The sequence below is a fragment of the Pseudoxanthomonas gei genome, from assembly GCF_010119615.1.
Lineage (GTDB): Bacteria > Pseudomonadota > Gammaproteobacteria > Xanthomonadales > Xanthomonadaceae > Pseudoxanthomonas_A > Pseudoxanthomonas_A gei.
Map to the genome: position 1 here is coordinate 14355 of NZ_QOVG01000011.1, position 15374 is coordinate 29728.

14 protein-coding genes are annotated in these 15374 nt (G+C 65.3%); 9 read left to right on the forward strand and 5 right to left on the reverse strand.

Annotated features, from left to right (window positions below; translation table 11 throughout):
• The first annotated feature begins 12 nt into the window (after positions 1–12).
• The 6 genes from DT603_RS14455 (at position 13) to DT603_RS14480 (ending at position 6507) form a co-directional block, all read left to right on the forward strand.
• Positions 13–1323: an ABC transporter permease gene (locus DT603_RS14455; protein WP_162350695.1), complete on the forward strand. Its 1311-nt coding sequence runs from the start codon at positions 13–15 to the stop codon at positions 1321–1323.
• 45 nt (positions 1324–1368) lie between these two features.
• Positions 1369–2601, forward strand: a complete 1233-nt coding sequence (locus DT603_RS14460; protein ID WP_162350696.1) for an ABC transporter permease — start codon at positions 1369–1371, stop codon at positions 2599–2601.
• A gap of 284 nt (positions 2602–2885) precedes the next feature.
• Positions 2886–3254 (forward strand): DUF3471 domain-containing protein, encoded by a 369-nt coding sequence (locus DT603_RS14465; RefSeq protein WP_162350697.1) that lies wholly within the window; start codon positions 2886–2888, stop codon positions 3252–3254.
• A 25-nt stretch (positions 3255–3279) separates the two neighbouring features.
• On the forward strand, positions 3280–3789 hold the full coding sequence (locus DT603_RS14470; RefSeq protein WP_162350698.1) for a nuclear transport factor 2 family protein: 510 nt from the start codon (positions 3280–3282) through the stop codon (positions 3787–3789).
• Between the two features lie 40 nt (positions 3790–3829).
• The gene (locus DT603_RS14475; RefSeq protein ID WP_162350753.1) at positions 3830–5167 is read left to right on the forward strand and encodes a sigma-54-dependent transcriptional regulator; all 1338 of its coding nucleotides are present in this window, start codon (positions 3830–3832) and stop codon (positions 5165–5167) included.
• Positions 5164–6507, forward strand: coding sequence for a sensor histidine kinase (locus DT603_RS14480; protein ID WP_162350699.1), 1344 nt, complete (start codon positions 5164–5166; stop codon positions 6505–6507). Before DT603_RS14475 ends, DT603_RS14480 begins: the two co-directional genes overlap by 4 nt.
• Positions 6508–6742: 235 nt before the next feature.
• Here DT603_RS14480 and DT603_RS14485 read toward each other — a convergent pair whose 3' ends face one another.
• The 4 genes from DT603_RS14485 to glmU are packed head-to-tail and all read right to left on the reverse strand — an operon-like array spanning position 6743 to position 9412.
• Positions 6743–7264 (reverse strand): GNAT family N-acetyltransferase, encoded by a 522-nt coding sequence (locus DT603_RS14485; protein WP_162350700.1) that lies wholly within the window; start codon positions 7262–7264, stop codon positions 6743–6745.
• Positions 7265–7301: 37 nt separating this feature from the next.
• Complete coding sequence (locus tag DT603_RS14490; protein WP_162350701.1) at positions 7302–7508, reverse strand: hypothetical protein; 207 nt, start codon at positions 7506–7508, stop codon at positions 7302–7304.
• A 6-nt stretch (positions 7509–7514) separates the two neighbouring features.
• Positions 7515–8027: a DinB family protein gene (locus tag DT603_RS14495; RefSeq protein WP_162350702.1), complete on the reverse strand. Its 513-nt coding sequence runs from the start codon at positions 8025–8027 to the stop codon at positions 7515–7517.
• 17 nt (positions 8028–8044) lie between these two features.
• Positions 8045–9412, reverse strand: coding sequence for a bifunctional UDP-N-acetylglucosamine diphosphorylase/glucosamine-1-phosphate N-acetyltransferase GlmU (gene glmU / locus DT603_RS14500; RefSeq protein WP_162350703.1), 1368 nt, complete (start codon positions 9410–9412; stop codon positions 8045–8047).
• Between the two features lie 62 nt (positions 9413–9474).
• On the opposite strand from glmU, the gene DT603_RS14505 reads away from it, so the two are divergent.
• The 3 genes from DT603_RS14505 to DT603_RS14515 all read left to right on the forward strand — a co-directional run bounded on the left by DT603_RS14505 (position 9475) and on the right by DT603_RS14515 (position 14345).
• On the forward strand, positions 9475–11517 hold the full coding sequence (locus DT603_RS14505; RefSeq protein ID WP_162350704.1) for a hypothetical protein: 2043 nt from the start codon (positions 9475–9477) through the stop codon (positions 11515–11517).
• Positions 11514–11903: a GtrA family protein gene (locus DT603_RS14510; RefSeq protein WP_162350705.1), complete on the forward strand. Its 390-nt coding sequence runs from the start codon at positions 11514–11516 to the stop codon at positions 11901–11903. Before DT603_RS14505 ends, DT603_RS14510 begins: the two co-directional genes overlap by 4 nt.
• 108 nt (positions 11904–12011) lie before the next feature.
• Positions 12012–14345, forward strand: coding sequence for a hypothetical protein (locus DT603_RS14515; protein ID WP_162350706.1), 2334 nt, complete (start codon positions 12012–12014; stop codon positions 14343–14345).
• On the opposite strand, the gene DT603_RS14520 is transcribed toward DT603_RS14515, so the two are convergent.
• Positions 14331–15344, reverse strand: coding sequence for a glycosyltransferase (locus DT603_RS14520; protein ID WP_162350707.1), 1014 nt, complete (start codon positions 15342–15344; stop codon positions 14331–14333). The genes DT603_RS14515 and DT603_RS14520 overlap by 15 nt on opposite strands.
• Positions 15345–15374: the final 30 nt, after the last annotated feature.

The following is a 15374-nucleotide window of genomic DNA, read 5'->3' on the forward strand; positions in this document are numbered from 1 at the left end:
GGGAGGCGCGTCATGTTCGCTTATTACTTCAAGCTCGCCCTGCGCAGTTTCCGGCGCAACAAGGTGCTGACCGCATTGATGGTGCTGGCCATCGCCCTGGGCATCGGCGCCAGCATGACCACGCTGACCGTGTTCTACGTGCTGTCCGGCGATCCGGTGCCCACGCGCAGCGAGCAGCTGTACTACGTGCAGATGGCGCCGGAGAGCATGAACGGCTTCACCCCAGGCGACGAACCGGCCCAGCAGGTGACGCGTTTCGACGCGGAGAAACTGCTTCGTGAAAAGCGCGGCGACCGCCAGGCCTACATGACCGGCGGCGGCGTGGCGATCACACCTGACAAACAGGGCCTGACGCCCTTCCAGGTGGATGCGCGCTACTCGACCGCCGACATCTTCCCGATGTTCGACATGCCATTCCTGTTCGGCACCGGCTGGAGTGCGACCGAGGATGAACGCCACGGCCGGGTGGCGGTGATCGCCAAGGCACTGAACGACAAGCTGTTCGGCGGCGCCAACAGCGTGGGCAGGACCGTGCGCCTGGACAAGGCCGACTTCACCATCGTCGGCGTGCTCGACGAATGGCGTCCGACGCCTCGCTTCTACGACATGAACAGCGACCAGTTCGGCGAACTGGAACAGGTGTTCCTGCCCTTCTCCACCTCGCGCGACATGAAGATGGGCCGCAACGGCAGCATGGACTGCTGGGGCGATACGGGTTCGGACCCGGAAGGCTCGACGGGTGCGAACGCGCCCTGCGTATGGATCCAGTACTGGGTGCAGCTGGACAGCGCGGCCAAGGCTGCGACCTACAAACAGTACTTGACCAACTACTCCGACCAGCAGCGCAGCGCGGGGCGCTTCGAACGGCCCACCAACGTGCGCCTGCGCAAGGTCATGGAATGGCTGGACTTCAACAAGGTGGTGCCGGGTGACGTGCGCCTGCAGGTGTGGCTGGCCTTCGGCTTCCTGCTGGTGTGCCTGCTCAACACGGTCGGTCTGCTGCTGGCGAAATTCCTGCGCCGCGGTGGCGAAATCGGCGTGCGTCGCGCCCTCGGGGCATCGCGGCGGGCGATCTTCACCCAGTGCCTGATCGAGGCTGGGACCGTTGGCCTGGCAGGCGGCATCGCAGGCCTGGGGCTGGCCTTGCTCGGCCTGTGGGCGGTACGCCAGCAACCGGCCAGCTACGCCGAACTGGCGCACCTGGATCCGTGGATGCTGCTGGCCACTTTTGCGCTGGCGATAGTCGCCAGCCTGCTGGCCGGGATCGTGCCGGCATGGCAGGCGATGCAGGTCACCCCGGCCATGCAGCTGAAATCGCAATAACCCCCTTATTCAAGGCAGGCGTCAACGACGCCTACGGAGATCGTCATGGAACTGCGCCCCATCCTTTCCACCCTGCTGCGCCACAAGACCGCCGCCGCATTGATCGTGCTCGAGATCGCGCTGAGCTGCGCGATCATCTGCAACGCGCTGTTCCTGATCGGCGGGCGCCTCGATCGCCTGAACCTGGTCAGCGGCGTGGCCGAAGACGAAGTGGTCCGCGTGCAGCTCACCGGCATCGGTGAAGACACCGACGCCGCCGCGCTGACCCGCAGCGACCTGGCCCTGCTGCGCGGACTGCCGGGGGTCAAGGCGGCCTCGGTCACCAACCAGGTCCCGTTCGTGAATTCGTCCTGGAACACCTCGGTCAACATGGCCAAGGACCAGAAGCAGCCGACCTTGGTCGCCACCACCTACATGGGCGACGAGCAGTTTTTCGCCGCTCTGGGACCGAAGCTGGTCGCGGGCCGCGGCTTCGCCGCCGACGAGTTCATCGAATGGGCGGCACTGGATGCACCCGACAGCAAGGTTTCGATCCCTTCGATGATCATCACCCGGAGCATGGCCGACAAGCTTTTCCCTGGCCAGAGCGCACTGGGCAAGTCTCTCTACAGTTGGGGCGAGGAGCCGATCCGCGTCGTCGGCGTAGTCGATCACCTGGTGCGCCCCAGCGAACAGGGCGGAGCGGTGGCGCACGAGTATTCGATGGTGTTCCCGATCCGTGTCCCCTACTCGCTGGGCGGAAACTACCTGCTGCGCACCGATCCTGCGCGCCGCGACGAGGTGCTGAAGGCGGCGGTGGCCGCGCTGGAGAAGAACGGCCCGAGCCGCATCATCCTGGAGGAAAACACCAAGACCATGGAAGCGCTGCGTGCAGGCTATTACCGCCAGGACCGCGCCATGGTCTGGATGCTGGCCGCGGTGATCATCGCCCTGCTGGTGGTGACGGCGCTGGGTATCGTCGGGCTGGCAAGTTTCTGGGTGCAGCAGCGCACCAAGCAGATCGGCGTGCGCCGCGCCCTGGGCGCCACCCGTGGGCAGATCCTGCGTTACTTCCAGACCGAGAATTTCCTGCTCGCCAGCATCGGCATCGTGCTCGGCATGTTGCTGGCCTATGCAATCAACCAGCTGCTGATGGGCAAGTACGAGCTGCCGAGGCTGCCGCTGTACTACCTGCCGGTCGGCGCGGTGCTGCTTTGGGTGCTGGGGCAGATCGCGGTGTACGGCCCGGCCCGCAAGGCGGCCTCGGTGCCGCCCGCAGTGGCCACGCGCAGCGCGTGAGAGGTCACATGCTGATGATCTTGTTTTCCCTCTCCCATTTCGGGAGAGGGTGGCGCGAAGCGCCGGGAGAGGGTTCGGCTTCTGACTTTCGCAAGGCCGCCACAACAGCAAGAGCACGCTCGCTTCGCTTCGCGCCCCCTCTCCTGCCCTTCGGGCATCCTCTCCTACAAGGGGAGGCGATACAGAATCATGTGTCTGAAACATTCCATACTCACCTCCGAGAGGGGAAGCACTCAGACTTCGCTACTTATAGTCGTGCTTCCTCCCCCAAACCCCTGCACGCCATGAACCTGCCTCGAGTGTTATCGCTCTCCTTCGTCCTTGTTTGCGCGCTGGCCTGCGCCCCCGCCGGCGCACAGGAAAAGGAAGCCGCTGCCGACAGCGGCGTGTTCGTGTCGGAAGGCACCCTGGACACCTACGTCGGCAGCTACGTCATCTCGCCGGGTTTCGAGCTCAGGGTGTGGCGGGAAGGCGAACAACTGATGCTGCAGGCCACCGGGCAGGCGGCATGGCCGCTGCAGGGCATTTCGGAAACGGTGTTCCGGGTCCAGGCCGTCGATGCCAAGGTGAGCTTCGGCGCCAATGCGGCGGGCGACGTGGACCAGGTGGTTTTGTTCATGGACGGTCGCGAGACCAGGGCAATACGAAAATAATCCTTCTTCGCAGGAGCGATACCCGATGAAGATCCACCTGCCGGTGTGGCCGTTGCTGCTGGTCGCCATGCTGCAGCCCGTGCCGGTGCTTGCCGCCGATGCCGCATTGGCGGGGAGCCAGGGACAAGACCCCCTGTTCGACCAGATCGCCGGGCTGGATGCCAAGGTATTCGATGCCTTCAACCATTGCGGCGAGCCAGGCCGGCTGCAGGAACATGCCGGCTACTTCGCGCCCGGCATCGAGTTCTACCACGACACCGGCGGAGTGACCTGGAGCCGCGACGACATGATCGCCAACACGCGCAGGTACGTGTGCGGCCACTTCACCCGCGAACTCATCCCGGGCACGCTGAAGGTGTATCCGGTAAAAGACTTCGGCGCCATCTCGCAGGGCACGCACCGCTTCTGCCAGATCGACAGCGGCAAATGCGAGGGCCTGGCCGACTTCCTTGTCATCTGGCAACAGTCGCAGGGCCGCTGGGAGATCACCCGCGTGGTCAGCTACGGGCACCGCGCAGTGGCGGCCGCACAATGAAGTTACGATGCCGACCTGTTCCAAGGATGCCGGTCACACCATGTCCAGCCTGCTGATCATCGACGACAACCCGGCGGTTGCCACGGCGCTTGAGGTGCTGTTCTCGCTGCACGACATCGCCACGCTGCACGCCGAGACGCCCGAAGCAGGATTGGCGATGCTGCAGTCCGAATCGGTGGACCTGGTGATCCAGGACATGAATTTCAGCGCCGACACCACTTCGGGCGACGAAGGCGTCGCCCTGTTTTCCGAGATCCGCGCGCGCTATCCGGACCTGCCGGTGATCCTGCTCACCGCCTGGACCCACCTGAGCAGCGCGGTGGAACTGGTCAAGGCCGGTGCCGCCGACTACGTGGCCAAGCCCTGGGACGACCGCAAGCTGCTGGCCACCGTCAACAACCTGCTGGAACTGGCGGAGGCGCGCAGCGAACTGGACCGGCGCCGCAACCGCGAACGCGCACGCCAGGAGCAACTGGCCAGCAAGTACGACCTGCGCGGCGTGGTCTTCGACGATCCGGCCAGCGAGCGCGTGATCGCACTCGCCTGCCAGGTCGCGCGCTCGGAACTGCCGGTGCTGATCACCGGGCCCAATGGCAGCGGCAAGGAGAAGATCGCCGAGATCGTGCAGGCCAACTCCTCGGTCCGCAACGGTCCCTTCGTGACCTTGAACTGCGGCGCGCTGCCGTCGGAACTGATCGAAGCCGAACTGTTCGGCGCCGATGCCGGCGCCTACACCGGCGCCAACAAGGCGCGCGAAGGCAAGTTCGAGGCGGCCGATGGCGGCACCCTGTTCCTGGACGAGATCGGCAACCTGCCGCTGGCCGGGCAAATGAAGTTGTTGCGTGTGCTGGAAACCGGGCGCTTCGAGCGCCTGGGCTCCAATCGCGAACGCCAGGTCCGCGTACGCGTGATCAGCGCCACCAATGCCGACCTGCCGCTGCTGATCCGCGAAGGCAGTTTCCGCGAGGATCTTTTCTACCGCCTCAACGCCATCGAGCTGGCATTGCCGCCATTGGCTGAGAGGCCGGGCGATATCCTGCCGCTGGCCGAAAGCTTCCGTCCCGCCGACAAGCCCATCGGCGACAGCGCGCGTGCCGCCTTGCTGCGCCATCCGTGGCCCGGCAACGTGCGAGAACTGCGCAACGTGATCCAGCGCGCCGGCCTGCTGGCCGGCGGCGACCGCATCGAGGCGGCCGATCTAAACCTGCCCAAGGCTACGATCCCCAGGCCCGCGGTAACCGTGGAGCCGGATCGCGCCGGCATTGAATCGGCGCTGGCGCGCGCCGGTGGCGTGATCGCCCAGGCCGCCGCGGACCTGGGCCTGAGCCGGCAGGCGCTGTACCGGCGCATGGACCGCTTCAACATTCCACGCGAATGATCCGCCGCTCCGTCGCCGGCCGCCTGCTGTTCTGGCTGCTGCCCCTGCTGGCGGTCGCCATCGCGCTGCCCTTGCTGTTGGTGGACTGGCTGGGCGATGCCAGGCTGGCCGCACTGGTTTCGGCGCTGGTCATCGTGCCGCTCGCCGCATGGGCCGTGAAGCGCGCGCTGGCGCCGGTGAACTCGCTGTTCCGCGCCCTGGCCGGCAGCGTCAACACCTATCGCGACGGCGAGTACAACTCCGGCATCCACTGGCGCGGGCAGGACGACCTCGGCGACCTGGTCAAGGCCCATGCAGAGCTGGGTGAGGTGCTGCGCGAGCAACGCCAGGGACTCGTGCAGCGCGAACTGCTGCTCGACACGATGGTCCAGAACACGCCGGTGGCCATGCTGCTGATCGCCGCCGGCGGCGATGGCGAGCGGCGCGTGGTCTTCGCCAACCTGGCCGCGCGCAAGCTGCTTCACAGCGGCTGGAAGCTGGAGGGCCAGCGTTTCGACGACCTGCTGGCCGCCGCGCCGGTGGAAATGCGCGAGGCCATGCAACGTGGCGGCGACGGCCTGTTCGCGATCGACAGCGACGACGAGGACGAGGCCGACTTCCGAGAAGAGCAGGTCTACCACCTGGCGCGCCGGCACTTCCGACTCAATGGCCGCAAGCATGAATTGCTGCTGCTGCGCCTGCTGACCAACGAGCTGCGTCGCCAGGAAGTGCAGACCTGGAAGAAAGTCATCCGCGTGATCAGCCACGAGTTGAACAATTCGCTGGCCCCGGTGGCCTCGCTGGCCCATTCCGGCGCCGAGCTGGTGCGCCGCGGGCGCCACGAACGCCTGGAGGAGATCTTCGGCACCATCGAGGAGCGCGCGCGCCACCTGGAAGGCTTCATCCGCGGCTACGCGCGTTTCGCCAAGCTGCCGCAGCCGCTGCTCAACACGGTGGACTGGGCGCATTTCCTGGCCAGCCTGCATCGGCAGATCGCGTTCGAGATGGAAGGCTCGGCCGAGGGCATGAGCAGCCGCATCGACCAGGCCCAGATGGAACAGGCCCTGTTGAACCTGCTCAAGAACGCGCACGAGGCCGGTGGCGAATCCGGAGGCGTCAGCGTCAGGTTGACGCGCCTGCCGGAGTGGTTGCGCATCGAAGTGCTGGACCGGGGCGCCGGCATGAACGAGTCGGTGCTGCAGAACGCGCTGGTGCCGTTCTATTCCACCAAGCGCAACGGCACCGGACTGGGCCTGGCGCTGACCCGCGAGATCGTGGAAGCCCACGGAGGCCGACTGTCGATGCACAACCGCGAGGGTGGCGGGCTATGCGTGGCGATCCAGCTACCGGACGCGGGATGAAAGCCTACACGCTGAAATTCCGCGACACCCGAACGTAGGGCGGGTCTTGACCCGCCATTGCCATGAATAAGTTCGCGATAGCAATGAGCGAACCTGCTTGGTCAGCCGGCGTCGCATTCGGCGGGATGGTAATGGTTCGGACCACATTCTGGCCGCTCAAGGTATTCCGTAACCAATACACCGACCGTCGTTCCCACGCAGGCGGGGATGACGATGAGAGAGGAATTCGCAGCCGTCAGCAGACGGGCAGCGAACGCCGCATCACCACCCGCAGCCTCATCGGAAAGCCAAGCATCCGTTCGCGCGCGACAAGCTGCGCAAGCTCCACGCCGCACTCCGCATCATCGATCTCCACGAAGCCGCGGGCCGCATAGAAGGGCGCATTCCAGGCCACGTCGCGAAGCGTGACCAGCGTGATCACCGGCAGTCCACGCGCAGCCGCTTCGTCGCAGGCCGACTCAAGCAAGGCGCTGCCGATGCCGCAACGCCCATGCTCGGGAACAACATCCATTTCAAACAGATGCGCGTGGCCGTCGGCCTGGCCGCACAGTGCGAAGCCGACGACTTCTCCGTCGGCCTCTGCCACGCGCAGGATTCCGTTGGTCACGCCGTCGCGAAGATTTTCCGGCGACAGGCTGTGCATGGCGAAAAGACCGTAAGCGCCATGGTCGAGCAGCAGGGCGGCGGCGCGGCGCTCGACTTCCAGCAGTGCGTGGACATCGGCCGCCGTGCCCGCCCGGATCATCGGCGCGGTCATGGCCGGCGCTTGCTGGCCACAGTGGCGTTCGCCTGTACTAACGTCGCCATTGCCAGACCACTCCCAGACATAGCCCCGCTGCACCAATAATGCCGGCCAGCAGGAAGGTCACGCTGGATGGACCAAGCAGCTCAACAAGACCCCACGCAAACAGGCCCCCTGTTGTGGCCGCCAGGAAGAAACGCCAGGTCGTGCGGAGGTCAACGACCTCGGCTATCACTTCCACCATGTCAGACAGCGCCATCGGAAATCATCGGCTGCAGGCGCACTGGGATAACAGGAAACCATCGATCCTGGCGGCCAGCCACTGCAAGCCAGCCAGATGCTGCTGGTCGTGACTGCACAGCAGGTGCACCAACCCACGCACGCTGACGGGAACATCATCGAACACCGCGGTGCGATCAAGCTGTTCGGCCGTCAGCGCCGAAATGACCCCAAGTGTTTTGCGGCGGGCGCTGCGGAATGTGGCGAATACTTCCGAGGGATCGGCAACGGCGTAATTGCGCTCGATCGACAACGCCTCGCCGTCTATATTTTGCAGTATGGGGCGGGTTTCCCCCAGCGCGAGGCGGAAGCGTTCATGGTAGCCGTCCACTTCGACATCTAGCACATGGCGGATCTGCTCGATGGGGCTGAAAGGCTCGCTGGGTATTCCTTCCCACGACGCAGGCTTCCAGTTGCGGAAATCCGCCGGGATTGCATCGAAGAACGCTTCCAGCGATTGCGGGAAAGCCCCAAGGGCAACGAGCGTGGCAGGATTCATGCGCCGTGGCTCCCCTGCTATTCGGGCTTCGTCGGCCGCTGCCAGCCTTCCAGGGTCTGCTGGCGCGAGCGGGTGAGGGTGAGCTCACCGGCCGGTGCATCCTTGCCGATCACCGAGCCGGCGCCGATGGTGGCGTTGGCCCCGATGGTGACCGGCGCCACCAGCGCCGAGTTGGAACCGATGAAGGCGCCGTCCTCGATGGTGGTGGTCGACTTGTTCACCCCATCGTAGTTGCAGGTGATGGTGCCGGCGCCGATGTTGACGCCACTGCCGATCACCGCATCACCGAGGTAGGTCAGGTGATTGGCCTTGCTGCCCACACCCAGGGTGGCCTTCTTGGTCTCGACGAAATTGCCGATGTGCACGCCATCGGCCAGCACCGTGCCGGGGCGCAGGCGCGCGTAGGGGCCGATCTGGGCCGCGCCTTCCGTCACCACGCCGTCGAGGTCGCAATGCGCGCGCACCAGCGTGCCGGCGCCGAGCTTCACGTCCTTCAAGCGGGTGAAGGGGCCGATGCTGACGCCGTCGCCGAGTTCGACGTTGCCTTCCAGCACCACGTCCACGTCGATCTCCACGTCACGGCCCACCGTCACCGTGCCGCGCTGGTCGAAGCGCGCCGGATCCAGCAGGCGCGCGCCCTGCGCGCACAGGGCGCGTGCCTGGCGCAGCTGGAAGGCCCGCTCCAGCTGGGAAAGCTGCCAGGGGTCATTGGCGCCCTCGGCTTCGATGGCTTCGCTCACCACTACCATCTCGGCAGCGCTGAACTCCTCGGCGGCGGCGGCGAATACATCGGTGAGGTAGTACTCGCCTTGCGCGTTGTCGTTGGACAGGTGCGCCAGCCAGCGCTTCAGCGCGGTGGATTCGGCGGCGATGATGCCGGTGTTGATGACGTGGATGCGGCGCTGCTCCTCGTCGGCATCCTTCTGCTCGACGATGGCGGCGACCCGGCCTTCGGCATTGCGGATGATGCGGCCATAACCGGTAGGATCGGCAAGCTCGGCGACCAGCACGGCCAGGCGTCCGGGGGCCTCCAGCAATCGTTCCAGGGTGTCGCTGCGGATCAGCGGCACGTCGCCGTACAGCACCAGCACGGTGGCCGCGTCCGGCACCCCGGGCATGGCCTGCTCCACCGCGTGGCCGGTACCGAGCTGTTGTGCCTGGTGCGCCCAGTGCAGGTCGGGCTGGTCGGCGAACGCTGCCTGTACCTGCTCGCCGCCATGGCCGTGCACGATGTGGATGCCGGCCGGGTCCAGCGCGCGCGCCGCGGCGATGACCTGGGCCAGCATCGGCCGCCCAGCCATGGGTTGCAGCACCTTGGGCCTGGCCGAGCGCATGCGCTTGCCTTCGCCGGCGGCAAGGATGATCACGTGCAAGGGTGAGGCCATGTGTGTTCCCGGGATTGATTTCGTGGCGCATTCTAAATCGGCGCGCTGTTAGCATGCGCGCGATGACGCCATCAGACGCCACCCACTCGCCCCCGTTTGCTGTTGCCGATTCGACACCCCGCCCATGGCAGAAGGCGCTGCTGTGGGCTGGCGTGCCGCTTTGTATGGCGGGCATGGTCCAGTACCGGCTGTGGGAACACTGGCACCCCGGCCGCTTTGGCGAACTGGTGCTGCTGTCCCTGCTGGCCGGGTCGATCGCCTGGCCGCTGCGGCGTTTCGCTGGCTGGACGTGGGCCTCGGCACTGGCACTGCCCTGGTGCCTGGCGCTGGTGGGGTTCGCAGGCGTGCTGCCAGTGGCGTGCACCTTGCTGATGGCCATGGCCGCCATTGCACTGGGAGGCATCCTCCTGCCACGCGAATCGGCTGCGTTGCAGGCAGCCTGTGGCCTGGTCGTGCTGGGCGCCATGCTGGCCTGGTTGCTGCCCTTGCCGCTGCACCATCGGTGGAGCTACCTCGGCGTCTGCGTCGTGCTGGTCGCGCTGGGGCGAGCCACCGTGGCCAGCACGCTGCGAGGCCTGCGCAGGCAATGGAATTCCGCCATCACGCCCGCGCCGCGCGCCGCGGCATGGGCGGTGCTCGCGCTGGGCCTGGCCAGCACCGGTTGCTGGTTGCCCACCATGCAACCCGATGACGTGGGCTATCACCTGCGCCTGCCCTGGGAACTGCTGGAACAGGGCCGCTACACGATGGATCCGGAAACCCACATCTGGGCACTGGCGCCGTGGCTGGGTGATGTCATCCACGCGTTCCCGCAACTGCTTGCCGGCGCCGAATCGCGGGGCCCGGTCAATGCCTTGTGGATGCTCCTGACCGCAGCCGGCGTCTGGCAGCTCTGCACGACGCTGGGCGGCGATAGCCGTAGCCGCTGGCTTTCCGTGGCCTTGTACGCAAGCCTGCCGTTGACCGCGGTACTGGCCGCAAGCATGCAGACCGAGACCCCGACCGCCGCATTGCTGGTCTGGCTCGTGGCGCTGATCCTGCGCACGCCCGAGGCCGGTCGCCGATCGCTGCTGGCGGGCGCGATCCTGGTCGGCGGGCTGCTCGGGCTGAAGCTCGCTGCGGCCGCAACGGCGCTTCTGTTGTTGCCCTGGGCGGCATGGCGACACCGGAGTTTGTTGCGCCTTCTGCCCACGCTGGGCGCCACCGTGGTGGCGCTTGCGATCGGCACCAGCAGCTATGTTTATGCGTGGACCCTTGCCAGCAATCCGTTCCTGCCGTTGTTCAACAGCTACTTCCATTCCCCGTACTTCGCCGCGTCCGACTTCAACGACCCGCGCTGGCATGCCGGATTCAACGTCCTGCTGCCTTGGAAGCTGACCTTCGATACCGGCCGCTACCTGGAAGCTTTCGCCGGCGGGGGCGGCTTCGTGCTGGTCGCCTTGCTGGGGGCGTGGCTGCTGGCGCTGTCGCACCGACGGACCGCGATGACGGCAGTGATGCTGGCCGCCCTGGTCCTGCTCCCGCTGATCCCGCTCCAGTACCTGCGCTACGCATTTCCCGCCAGCGTGGTGCTGCTGGCCTTGCTGGCGGCAACCGCTTTCCGCGTCCACCCACGCCGCGCCGCCTGGTTGCTGGGCGGCGTATGCCTGTTGAACTTCGCTTTCCAGTCCAATGGCCACTGGATGCTCCGGACCGGGGCGCTGAAGGAAGCCGTGCTGGCGCGAGGCGATGACGCGGCGTCGTTCCGCCACTACACGCCCGAGCGCGTCCTGCTGGCCACCTTGCGCAGGTTGCCAACGGACCACGGCAACGTGCTGGCGATGGACCCGCAGCAGCCCCTCGTTGCGGAGATGGGCGTGCGGGCGCGCACGCTATCGGCCTATGACCCGTCGCTGGCCCGTGCCGCACTCACGGCCGAGGCCGACCTCGGCGGTGGCGCCTGGGAAGCGCTGCTGCGGCAGCAACATGTCGGCGCGGTGCTGACCCGCACCGGCACACTCTCCGGCGCGCAGCGCGCCGGCCTGCAGCGTGCCGGCGCGGCCTTGCAGGACGAAGTGGGCGATGCGCAGCTGTGGCTGATTCCAGTGTGGGAAAATGCGCCATGAGCGTATTGCGACAGGGACGTTATTACCTGCTGATCGGCATCCTGCAATGGCTGCTGGACTGGGGCGTGACCGTGGCCCTGAGCCACGGCGGCCTGGCCATCGAACCTGCCAACGTCGCCGGCCGCATCAGCGGCGCGCTGCTCGGCTTCTGGTTGAACGGACGCTTCACCTTTTCCGGCGACGAACACCACATGGGCCGCAAGCAGTTCGCCCGCTTCCTGCTGATGTGGACGGTGACCACGGTCATCAGCACGATCTCGATGGGAGCCATCGACGATGTGTTCGGACTGCGGTGGGCGTGGCTGGCGAAGCCCGCCGTGGAAGTGGTGCTCGGCCTGTTCGGGTTCCTGATGTCAAAGTATTGGGTCTATCGTGCCCACAGGTAATTCCGGCATGTCCGGATGAGGAGTGCCCGCGGGTCCGACTCGACAGTGTCCGGGCTCAAACAAATTCCTGCCACAGCACATGACATCCCGCCCCACGAGGAACGCTGCATGCAATCCGGTTCATTGCCATCGCCCCCCGCAGCCAGGATCCACCGGGGCCGCCTGACTATCGGCTGGCCATGGGCCGCCAAGGCACTGCCACTGACGCTCGTGCTGGGGCTCTGCCTGGCCTTGTTCTGGCCGGCACTGTTTGGCGGAATGACACTGGCCCATGGCGATGCAATCGTCCATGGCTTGCCAATGCTGACCTATCACGCCGACGCACTCGCCGGATACGAGAGCATGCTCTGGTCAGACAAGGTGTATGGCGGCCATGCCTTGCTGGCCGAAGCGCAGACTGCATTCCTGAGCCCGCTCAACCTGGTGCTGGATGCATTGGTGGACCCGCGCTACTGCCACGGCCTGTTTCATTTCCTGTGCATGGTGATAGCCGCCTCCGGCATGTACAGGTTGTCACGCAGCCTTGATCTGGACCGCTGGGGCGCCGCGTTTGCCGCCGTCGCCCTGGTTTTCTGCACCAGCTGGTTGCTGTCGCAGGGGAACATGACCATCACCGGCACACTATCGTGGTTGCCATGGGCCATGTGGTCGGTCGAGCGCTGGTATCAGCGGCCCGGACTCCTCAATACGATGACGATGGCGTTGCTCTGTTCGCTGGTGGTGCTGGCCGGCTACCTGCAACTGGCGCATGGCCTTGCCCTGTATATCTTCTTCGCGTTGGCAAGCCCCCTGCTGTTGCGCTCGGAACGGCTGCATCTGTTCGCACATTGGAAGCCGATGCTTGGCTATGGCGCGCTGGCCGTCTTCATTGCACTTGGAGTCTGTGCAATCCAGCTGCTGCCATTGATGGAACTGATTCCTTATTCGATACGCAAGGATGGCACGGCACTCCTTTTCTACTCGCCCATGATCGACTACCTGCGTGGTGCAGTGCTGCCCACGACAGGCAACGCGCTGGGGCTCGTACCTTCACTGGGAAGTCCGCTGACGGCGGCGTTGTTCGCTGCCTCGTTGCCGATGCGCAAGCCACCCCGCGTAATGGGCCACGCGATTGCAGCGGTGGCACTCATCGCCCTGGGAGCGACCACGCCCCTTTTCATGTTTGCGTATGAGCACCACCTTGTGCCGGGACTCAACTATTTCCGTTCAATGCAGGCCTACATCGGCGTTGCCATGATCCCGGTTGCGCTGCTGGCCGGGCACTTGTGTAGCGAATTGCGCAGAGCGGCGGCAGTCGGCAGCGGGCCTGCTCGAACACATTTTCTGCCGGTCGCCGTCGCCGCCGTGTTGGCGCTGTGCACAGTCGCCGCATCGACCCTGTCCTTGATGCCGGCAGGCCAGCTGATCGGTATGACCTCGTCTATCGTGGCGCTGCTGGCGGCCCCGCTGCTGTGGAGATCGGGGCGTTTGCGCTATTTTCCTGCACTTGCCTTCGTCCTGCTTTTGATCGAGTGCCTGGTCCTGCGCTTTGACACCTTCCGGATGGTCGACAAATCCTACCTGGCCATGCCCGGAACGGTACGAACCATCCGCCAGGATCCCGCCTTCGGCCGTTACAAGCTCTACGACTCAACCGGATCGGCACTCGCCGTATTCACTCCGCCCCATTCGGAGGCGCTGGGGCCAAATACGGGCAGGCTCATTGCCGCGGTCGGCGGCATGACCAACCTGCTGTGGGGAATTCCCTCCCTGGATGGCTCCATGGCGCTCTATACCGAGCGCAGCCAGATCGCCAGCAAGGCGGTTGCTTCCGAACTGCAGCAATCGGCCAGCCACGGGCAAAGGTTGCTCGACATCCTGTCGATCCGGTATGTCTCGTCCAGCTCCGACCCGATCGCCGCGGGACTGCACCGCATCTACCTGGACCGGACCTATGACATCAGGTTGCTGCGCAACGACCGTGCATTGCCACCCGTCCGCCTCTACGCGAACCACCACTATGTGCGTGACGCGCAGCACGCACTGGAGCTGCTGCATGCCAGCGGCACCCAGGTGCTTGCACTGGAAGGCGGCGGCAATGCTCCGGGGCCAACCACCGACACCGGCCAGGAATGTGGCGCAGACGATGCCATCCAGGAGGTTTCGCACGCGTCCACGCGCTACGTCGCGGTAGTGACCACAACAAGGCCATGCTGGTTGTTCTTCGCCGATGCGCCGTATGCCTCATGGGTCGCGCAAGTGAATGGCAAGCGGGCAACCGTGTACCCGGCGCAGGTTCTGGGGCGCGCTATTTATCTGCCCCCGGGGCGCAATGAAGTGGTGACGAAATTCACTTCCTCGCCATTCCGCGCCGGCCGCGCGATCACCGTCGTCGCGTTGTTATTGCTTGCCACGATGCTGGCGCTGGTTTGGAGGCGCCAGAAGAGACTATTGGCCTTCTAGCGCCGCAGCCTGGCGGGCGCGGGTTGCCGCACTGCCGCCGCTTCCGCGACTATCGCTATGCTTGGTGGAAACCAACTGGTCGGTGATCAGTCGCAGTATTTCGCTCGAACGCCGATTCACGGTGTCCAGGATCAATCCCGTAGCCAGGGAGATGATACCGGTCAGGGTAAAAGCCACTGCGAGCACCGCGGTGGAAGGCCTGGTCACCAAGCCCGTGGCAGTGAATTCACTCAAGACCACGAGGCCACACAGCAGCCCGACGATGATTGACAGCGCCGCCAGGCAGCTAAAGAAAAGCAGCGGTCGCATATCCTTGAAAAGAAAGAAGATCGTACGCATTACGCGCGCGCCGTCCCGGAAGGTATTGAGCTTGGAGTGGCTGCCTTCCGGACGCACGCCGTAGGCAACGGTGCGCTCGGTGATCAGGAAGCCACTGGTAAGCGCAAAGACCGTCATCTCCGTCTCGATCTCGAAGCCACGTGACAGCACCGGCATGGACTCCACGAATCGGCGTGAGAATGCCCTGTACCCCGACAGCACGTCGCGTATCGGGCTTCCGATAAGCCAGCCGATGCTCCAGCGGACCAGCTTGTTGCCAAACCCGTGGAAACGCCTGAAGGATGCGTCATCGTGGGATTCCAGTCGCGTGCCCACGACCATGTCGGCACGCCCGGCAATCACATCCTCCAGCATCAGCAAGGCTGCATCTGCAGGATAGGTGTCGTCACCATCCACCATCAGCACCACGTCGGCATCGACATCGCGGAACATGCTGCGGACCACATTGCCCTTGCCCTTCGCCGCGACCGGGATGACCATCGCCCCGGCCGCCAGCGCGCAGCGCGCCGTATCATCCGTGCTCGCATTGTCGAAGACGTAGATGTCCGCGTCCGGCAACACCCTCCGGAAATCCTGCACGACCTTGGCTACCGTGAGTGCTTCGTTGTAGCAGGGAATCACTACGGCAACTGTCGGGTTTTCGCGCTTGTCGTCAGTCATGTGCTCTGGTCTTGATGGTGGGATACTGCG

What these genes read in the sequence shown, in the direction of transcription:
- DT603_RS14455 (WP_162350695.1), top strand. Translation starts at nt 13, where the DNA reads ATGTTCGCTTATTACTTCAAGCTCGCCCTGCGCAGTTTCCGGCGCAAC.
- DT603_RS14460 (WP_162350696.1), top strand. Translation starts at nt 1,369, where the DNA reads ATGGAACTGCGCCCCATCCTTTCCACCCTGCTGCGCCACAAGACCGCC.
- DT603_RS14465 (WP_162350697.1), top strand. Translation starts at nt 2,886, where the DNA reads ATGAACCTGCCTCGAGTGTTATCGCTCTCCTTCGTCCTTGTTTGCGCG.
- DT603_RS14470 (WP_162350698.1), top strand. Translation starts at nt 3,280, where the DNA reads ATGAAGATCCACCTGCCGGTGTGGCCGTTGCTGCTGGTCGCCATGCTG.
- DT603_RS14475 (WP_162350753.1), top strand. Translation starts at nt 3,830, where the DNA reads ATGTCCAGCCTGCTGATCATCGACGACAACCCGGCGGTTGCCACGGCG.
- DT603_RS14480 (WP_162350699.1), top strand. Translation starts at nt 5,164, where the DNA reads ATGATCCGCCGCTCCGTCGCCGGCCGCCTGCTGTTCTGGCTGCTGCCC.
- DT603_RS14485 (WP_162350700.1), bottom strand. Translation starts at nt 7,264, where the DNA reads ATGACCGCGCCGATGATCCGGGCGGGCACGGCGGCCGATGTCCACGCA.
- DT603_RS14490 (WP_162350701.1), bottom strand. Translation starts at nt 7,508, where the DNA reads ATGGCGCTGTCTGACATGGTGGAAGTGATAGCCGAGGTCGTTGACCTC.
- DT603_RS14495 (WP_162350702.1), bottom strand. Translation starts at nt 8,027, where the DNA reads ATGAATCCTGCCACGCTCGTTGCCCTTGGGGCTTTCCCGCAATCGCTG.
- glmU (WP_162350703.1), bottom strand. Translation starts at nt 9,412, where the DNA reads ATGGCCTCACCCTTGCACGTGATCATCCTTGCCGCCGGCGAAGGCAAG.
- DT603_RS14505 (WP_162350704.1), top strand. Translation starts at nt 9,475, where the DNA reads ATGACGCCATCAGACGCCACCCACTCGCCCCCGTTTGCTGTTGCCGAT.
- DT603_RS14510 (WP_162350705.1), top strand. Translation starts at nt 11,514, where the DNA reads ATGAGCGTATTGCGACAGGGACGTTATTACCTGCTGATCGGCATCCTG.
- DT603_RS14515 (WP_162350706.1), top strand. Translation starts at nt 12,012, where the DNA reads ATGCAATCCGGTTCATTGCCATCGCCCCCCGCAGCCAGGATCCACCGG.
- DT603_RS14520 (WP_162350707.1), bottom strand. Translation starts at nt 15,344, where the DNA reads ATGACTGACGACAAGCGCGAAAACCCGACAGTTGCCGTAGTGATTCCC.